General features: G+C 60.9%; 2 protein-coding genes and 4 pseudogenes. 2 read left to right on the top strand and 4 right to left on the bottom strand.

The genetic code is table 11. From position 1 onward, the window contains the following. Positions 1–310: 310 nt before the first annotated feature. From DC522_RS31895 to DC522_RS31885, 3 genes and pseudogenes are all read right to left on the bottom strand, one after another. Positions 311–1,729 carry a right-handed parallel beta-helix repeat-containing protein gene (locus DC522_RS31895; RefSeq protein WP_116532465.1) on the bottom strand — a complete coding sequence of 473 codons (1,419 nt, stop codon included), beginning with the start codon at positions 1,727–1,729 and terminating at the stop codon, positions 311–313. Between the two features lie 732 nt (positions 1,730–2,461). Beyond that, a pseudogene (locus DC522_RS31890) lies at positions 2,462–3,487 on the bottom strand (IS110 family transposase). A 111-nt stretch (positions 3,488–3,598) separates the two neighbouring features. After that, a pseudogene (locus tag DC522_RS31885) lies at positions 3,599–5,250 on the bottom strand (ISL3 family transposase). A gap of 60 nt (positions 5,251–5,310) precedes the next feature. On the opposite strand from DC522_RS31885, the pseudogene DC522_RS36590 reads away from it, so the two are divergent. Continuing rightward, positions 5,311–5,535, top strand: a pseudogene (locus tag DC522_RS36590) (IS110 family transposase); the annotation flags it as partial. An 87-nt stretch (positions 5,536–5,622) separates the two neighbouring features. Continuing rightward, positions 5,623–6,566, top strand: a protein-coding gene (locus DC522_RS31875; protein WP_371681030.1) for an IS630 family transposase whose coding sequence is annotated in 2 segments (ribosomal slippage) — positions 5,623–5,881 and positions 5,881–6,566 — 945 coding nt in all. Because the reading frame shifts where the segments join, the coding sequence is not laid out codon by codon here. Between the two features lie 49 nt (positions 6,567–6,615). Here the strand turns inward: DC522_RS31875 and DC522_RS35560 are convergent. After that, positions 6,616–6,860: pseudogene (locus tag DC522_RS35560) on the bottom strand (hypothetical protein); the annotation flags it as partial.

Here is a 6,860-nt window from a genome sequence, read left to right as displayed (position 1 = left end):
GCCGTGGAGAACCTGGCCCATAGAGCATCCCTCCATTCAGGCGATGAGAAGGCACCATCAAACCCCGGGATCAAACACCCTAGGGCTATGAGCCAAGCCTTAGAGCATCGTGCGGAACCGCAGGTCCGCGTCAGCGAAAAGTGGACCCGGGTTTCGCTGACGCAGACCTCCGCTTCCTCGCCGAACGATGCGCGGCTCAGGGAATTGAGCATCGGACCGAAAAGTGGAGTCCACTTTTGGGTCCGATGCTCTAAGCAAAAAGCCTCCGCAGCGGGCACGCTGCGAAGGCTCATTCTCAAGATGACTCACCTTAGAAGATGTAGAAGTCGCTGTAGCTGATGGCAGCCTTGTTCGCCAGCTCGGCAAACTTGATCTGCTGGGCGGAACCGGTGCCATCCTTGTCGTAGAACAGCTCACCGGTCGTCTTGTTGTAGATGATGCGATCAGAACTGTCGTGAGCCTTCTCGCCGCTATAGAAGGCTGACGACGTCAGCTTTCCTCTCGAAATGTTCGTGAAGATCGCATCATCCAGATTGATCGTATCGTCGGAACGATACCAATCCATGATCTTATCGACATTCGTTGTTGCGCTCAGCGCCGTGTCGAACACGAAGTAGTCCTTGCCGCTGCCACCGGACAGAATGTCGTTCCCGCCCTTTGCAGCGATGCGATCACTCCCGCCGAGGCCGGAGTAGTTGTCTGCGCCGCTGGTGCCAAAGTAGCGGTCATTGCCCGCCGTTCCACTGATCCCGGACGGTGGTGTCGGAGTGGGCTCCGGGGTGGGCTCCGGCGTCGGAGTGGGCTCCGGCGTGGGCTCCGGCGTGGGCGTGGGCTCCGGCGTCGGAGTGGGCTCCGGAGTGGGCTCCGGCGTGGGCGTGGGCTCCGGCGTCGGAGTGGGCTCCGGAGTGGGCTCCGGCGTGGGCGTGGGAGACGTCGGCGTCCACGTCGGAGTACCACCCGCGTAAGCTTCGCTGCCGGACACCTGAACGGAGTAGTTGTCGTACCCGTCGGCAATCTTGACCCAGCTGCTGGTCGGACCGGAGAAGTCGTTGTTGGCGACCTTGAAGGTGTTAACGTGGTTGTCAGGGTCCACAACACGCTTCAGGTGCACGCCGCCATAGCCGCCGGCATCGTTCCAGCCCCTGAGGACATTGTTCTCGACAACGAGGGTATCCGTCGGACCGGCCATATGGTCCGAGTAGTAGCCGATGCCGGCTTCGTTCGTCTTCTCGACGTAGTTGCCGCGGATGATGCCGGAGCTGCGCACCGAGATGCCGTTTCCGTCAACGGAGTTGAGAACGATGTTGTTCTCGATCAGCGTATCGGAGGTCTGCACGTAGATGCCGTGCTCGAGACCGCCCGCCTTGTTGAGGCCCGTCGTATCAAGGTAGTTGCCGACGATCTTCAGGTTGGTGTGATCGACACCATCCTCAAGGCGCTGAGCGGCGGAAATGCCGTTTGCCTTGACGTTCGTAATCTTGTTATGAACGATCTGGACGTTATCGGAACCGCCCGAGGAACTCAGCCTGATGCCGGAGCCGCCGATGTTGTCGAGCGTGGAGTTCTCGATGCGGAGATTGTTGACGTTCTTGATGAAAATGCCGTCTCCGCTTGTGTTCTTGATGGTGACGTTACGGATCAGGGTGTTGTCCCATTCGGGACCCTCGAGACGGAGGGTGGACGTTAGAACGAGATTCTCAATAACCCTTGTATAAGTCTGCTCAGTCATTTTTTGCCAATCATTTTTCTGGCTACTGCTCGCCTCCTCCTATTCCAGGAATAGAAGCTGCCACTTTAAATTATCCAAATGTCACACGTGCAATACTGCACGTCCTCTTAAGAGGAATGTTCGTTATCTGAAAATGCAAAGCCGAGAAGTAGCTAAAGGTGGGATACGCTTACTGATGATCCGTTTAATTAAACTCGATTATGTTATAAATATGGCACTGAATTAGCTTGGTTAGTATGATCAAATTCGCGTTTATACATTACGACGGGTAAAGTCGCAGTGCTATATTTGCGGAATATAGACTTGATACTGAGTTATTTTCTTATACAGCATTGAGGCTTAGGCGCACGGAATTGTAAATTCCCCAACCAGAACGGGTCAGCCTCGAATGAGGCTCCTGGAGGATAGGCTCTGATGGGGTTGTCTAATCGGAGGCCATTTTGCAAGTGTTTTTTCAAAGGCTCACCGGCTCGAGGCTGAGGTCAGGCTCGAGGGATCATTGAGGGCCAGATACAGCGGATCAGCGGCGCGCCATGTGAGCATCTGCCGGGGGCAGGGTCGTCCTCGCGGTCGACAGCAGTCGCCGCATGATGGAGCTTCGCGGGAGGAGCCTTCCAATGTGGACGACGCACTCGGCTGAAGCAGCGGTGCATCCCATCAAGCGGAATGGCTCGGCCCACGTCCCGGCAGGGGCGTCTTAGCGCGTTCAGAGACTGAACATGTTCCGCAAGATCAAGCGGCGGCGCCAACAGCCCGGTCGAAGAAGGTGCCGGCCTTGAGCATCTCATGCATGATGACCGCCAATTTGCGGGCCACCGCAACAGCAGCGCGCTTGAAGCCGACCCACTCTCTGAGCTTAAGACCCCAGGTCCGCAGGCCGCTCTCGGCCGAGCTGCGGGTCAGGATGACCGTTGCGGCCTCAAAGAGGAGCCCCCGCATCTGGCGATCGCCTCGGCGGGAGATGTGGCCATCGTAGTCGACCTCACCCGACTGGTAGCGCCGGGTGGTCAGGCCCAACTAGGCGCCGACGGAGCGGGAGTTCTTGAAGTTATCCGGATCCTCAATCGCGGTCGCAAAGGATGTCGCGGTGATCGCCCCGACACCGGCGATCGACATGAGAATGCGACAGGCTTGGTTCTGACGCGCGCCGGCCACGAGTTGACGTCCGAGTTTAGCGGCCCGGATGCGCAGGCTGCGCCACGCCTCCAGCATTGGCAGCACGATGGCAGAGAGCCCGTCCTGACCAACCAGAAGGCTGCGGACATTCTTCTCGAATGTGCTGCCCTTGCCGGCGGGAACGACCAAGCCGAAGGTCTTCATGAGGCCACGGATCTGATTGGAGATCTCGGTTGTGATCCGCACCAGTCTGGTGCGGGCTGCCACAAGTGTGCGGGTCAGCACGCTGTCGAAGCCCTTCACTCGCGCCTCACGAAAGAAGCTCACCTCCGCCAGATGCGCCAGGCCATCGGCATCGTTCGCATCCGTCTTGTTCGCTGTCATGTCGAGGGCAGCCTTGGCATGACGAGCATCGATGCAGATCGCCGGCAGCCCCTCGGCAGGGAGGGCATGGTAGAACCACACCGACAAGGGGCCGATCTCGAACACGACCCGCTTCACAGACGATGCGCGTTTGCGGATCAGGTCAGCAACCAGCTTGGGATCAGAAGGGCATTTGCCGCGCCAGACGCGCTTGCCGTCCCGTCGGATCGACACCGCCGTCTCTTTCATCGACACGTCGAGCCCGATATAGTCGTCCATGGCTGTTCTCCATTCGATGCTTGGGCCCGGCTTCTCGTCGTGAGCCCGTTTTTCCATCTTATCGGGCAACTGATCTTCCCTCGCATTGGGCTCTCCCGCACTTTGCGTGGATTACGCTGCCAGGAGCACCCGGCGGCACAGGAGATCGAAACTGGCTCGTCCATACATGGAGCGTTTGAGGAGCTTGAGGCGTGTGATCTGACCCTCGGCTTGCCCACTGCTCCACGGCTGTGTCAGTGCCGCGCGGACCGCAGCACTGTCCTGCTCCAGACCGGCGGCAAAGGTCCCGATAGGCTGGATGCCGGATGACCGAGCTTCAGCGATCCATGTTGTTAGAGCCTCAATAGAGGTCTGCGCATTGTTTCGAGTCTGGCGCTCACGACAACATTGACGAATGAGAGCGCAGAAGCGCTGAACGAGATCAGCGACAGCTGCAGTCTCGGGATCTTGTCGTACTCGGGCCAATACGGCAGCCTCCGTTGCATCAAGCACTGTCGGAGGGCGCACAAGAAGCCATGCAAGCTGCTTGTGAGATGGAAGCGAAGCGTCCGCTGTGGGGCATGTCGGGCTGGTTGAACGCCACTTATGGACTGTTGTCTTTGCGGGAGCCGTTCGGCGTTCGGCCAGCCAACGATAGACCTGCTTGGGTGAGCCGGCAAAGCCGAGATCCCGCAGTTCACGCCAGAGGGCGGTGCCGTTCTCGCATCCTGCGGCCAAGCGTGCATTGAGGTGAGGCAGAAATGGGTCGAGAATACTTGGTCCAGGTTGGCGCACGGCACGTGCCGGGAAGCTGTCGGCTTGGGCGAACTTCCTGAATGTGCCGCGTGCCAAGCCCGTCGTGCGGCTGATCGCCAACAGCGCTTCTCCACGGGCATGTCGCTGCCGGACTTCCTTATAGAGAGCCTGCCAACGGGCCCGGCTATCGGCACTGGCAGCCTGCTCGGCACGGGTGCGAGGATAGGCGCGAGTTCGCCGTCCTGAGGCTACCGGCGATCCCCTAACAAGGGGCAGACGCCGCAATCGAGCATGGGCGCCCGCCAGCCAACGCTCGACCATTTGGCGGGCATTCAACAGCAGATGCCAACGATCCGCCACCTGAATTGCCTTGGAGGCTGTGGCAGCACCCTTTGCGTACTCGCTGGAGCGGTCGCGGGCGATGATCTCGATATCCGGATAGCGCCGAAGCCAAGCAGAGAAGGTGGACGCGGTTCGGTCGGGCAGAAGTTCAATCGGTTTCCGGCGCTCCAAGTCCACCAAGATGGACCCGTACGTGCGCCCTTTTCTTATCGCCCAGTCATCAACGCCGACAATGCGCGGCGGTTGGCGCGCGGGAAGCGGCTGGTCCCGAACGAGGCGCAGGACGGTGTCGGCGCTGGCTGGCATGGCGAGATGTCGGAGGAGCCTGGCACCGGGCTCACCTCCCAATGCGATGCCGATCCGCCCCTGCGCTGTCGCCAGTCGCTGTGTGCGTCGGGCATAAGGCTTGAGAAGACGCGGGAGAGGCTCCGTGAAGGCTTGCTTCGAGCAAGCCTGATTGTGGCAGTAAAAACGCCGCACATAGACACGCAGGCGACCTCACGCCCAAAGGATGGGAGATCCGCCGGGTGACGGACATAGGAGCTGTGGACGCTGCCACTGATGTGCCGGCATGCAGGACAGCGGCCATGGGGAGCGCGCCCCTCGACTGCAACAACAAGGGCGTTCTGGCCGAAAGGGGTGATGTGACGGATCCGGCAGCCGGGAATGAGCGAAAGCGAGTTCATGCTCCGCTCTGCCTGGGGAGATCGGCGGGATCAGGCCACGTTACTGCGACTCATCCACGCAAAGTGCGGGAGAGCCACAATCGGGGGAAGATCAATGCCCGAGCGATGCTGGTCGAGGCAGCCTGAGCAGCGGCCCGTGTGCCTGGACGGCTGCGGGCATTCTTTCTGCGCATCCAGCGCCGGCGCGGTCAGCGGATTGCGGCTGTCGCGACGGCTCGGAAGCTGGCTGTCATCATCTGGCATTTGCTGACGAAGATCGAAGATCATGCCTGGACCCGACCGGCGCTCCGCTCGGCTAGAGCGTGCAGCAGTTGTGTGGAATCGGCGGAGCTGATTCCATGAGGCTGGTTGTGATTGGCCGGGAGGCCTGCCATGCCAGCTCCTCTGTCCCGAGACCTGCGTGATCGGATCGTGCGTGCGGTGGAGGGTGGATCCTCGATCCGGCAGGCAGATTTGCGTTTTGCCGTGAGCCCGTCGGCCGCCGTGAAGCTGATGCGGCGCTTTCGTGAAAGCGGCAGTCCGGCTCCGGCCCGCTTTGGTGGGCACCGCCGCCCCATCCTGGAGCCGCATGAGGCGCTCGTGCGGGCTCTCCTGGATGCCAAGGCTGACATCTCGCGGGTCGAGTCCAGGCCGAGCTGCGCCAGCGCGGCATCGTGGTTGGCGCGACCTCCACCATCAGTCGCTGGCTCAGGCGAGCCGGCCTGATGCACAAAAAGAGCCTGAGAGCCGCCGAGCAGGACCGGGGAGACGTGGCGCGCGAGCGCCAAAGCTGGCGCGTCTGGCAGCGCTACATGGATCCCAGCCGCTTTGTGTTCCTGGACGAGACGGGCGCCACTACCAACATGGTGCGCCGCTATGGCCGCTGTCCGAGAGGCGAGCGCCTGGTGGATGCCACATCCTGGGGCCACTGGAAGATCACGACCTTTGTGGCGGCCCTGCGTGCCAGCGGCCTCATTGCCCCAATGGTGCTGGACGGTCCCATGACCGGTGAGGCGTTCCGCGCCTATGTCAAGCAGGTGCTGATTCCGGAGCTCTCGCCCGGTGACGTGGTGGTGCTCGACAATCTGGCCGCTCACAAGGTGGCCGGGATCAGAGAGGCCATCCGTGCTGCCGACGCCAGTCTGCTCTACCTGCCGCCATACTCGCCCGACCTGAACCCGATCGAACAGGTGTTTGCTAAACTCAAAGCGCTCCTGCGCAAGGTTGCCGCTCGCGCCAAGGAAGCGCTCTGGACCACCATTGGCGAGTTGCTCGACAGCTTCCCGGCGGACGAGTGCCAGAACAATCTCGGCAACTGGGGAGACGAGTTCACCTAAATCGATTCCGCTCTAGTCCGGCATTTGGTGGAGCTAGAGCCTCGGACGGTTACACGGACGCATAACCGGCGGCTTTGAGGTCGTTCCAGCATTCCTGCGGCTCGAACAGGTTGCAGATGTCTCCCGGGGTGCGCCAGAGCGCGTCAAAGGTGCGGGCTTCGGCCTTGCGCAGATGCGCTGTGATCTTCGAGAAGGCCTGATCTTCCCCCGATTGCGCGGCTCTCCCGCACTTTGCGTGGATGAGTCGCAGCAACGTGACCTGATCCCGCCGATTTCCATCGGCAGAGCGGAGCA

The organism is Microvirga sp. KLBC 81 (assembly GCF_003075415.1).
In the GTDB taxonomy this organism is placed as follows: Bacteria; Pseudomonadota; Alphaproteobacteria; order Rhizobiales; family Beijerinckiaceae; genus Microvirga.
The sequence above is the reverse complement of the archived record's forward strand: the minus strand, read 5'-3'. Positions and strand labels throughout refer to the sequence as shown.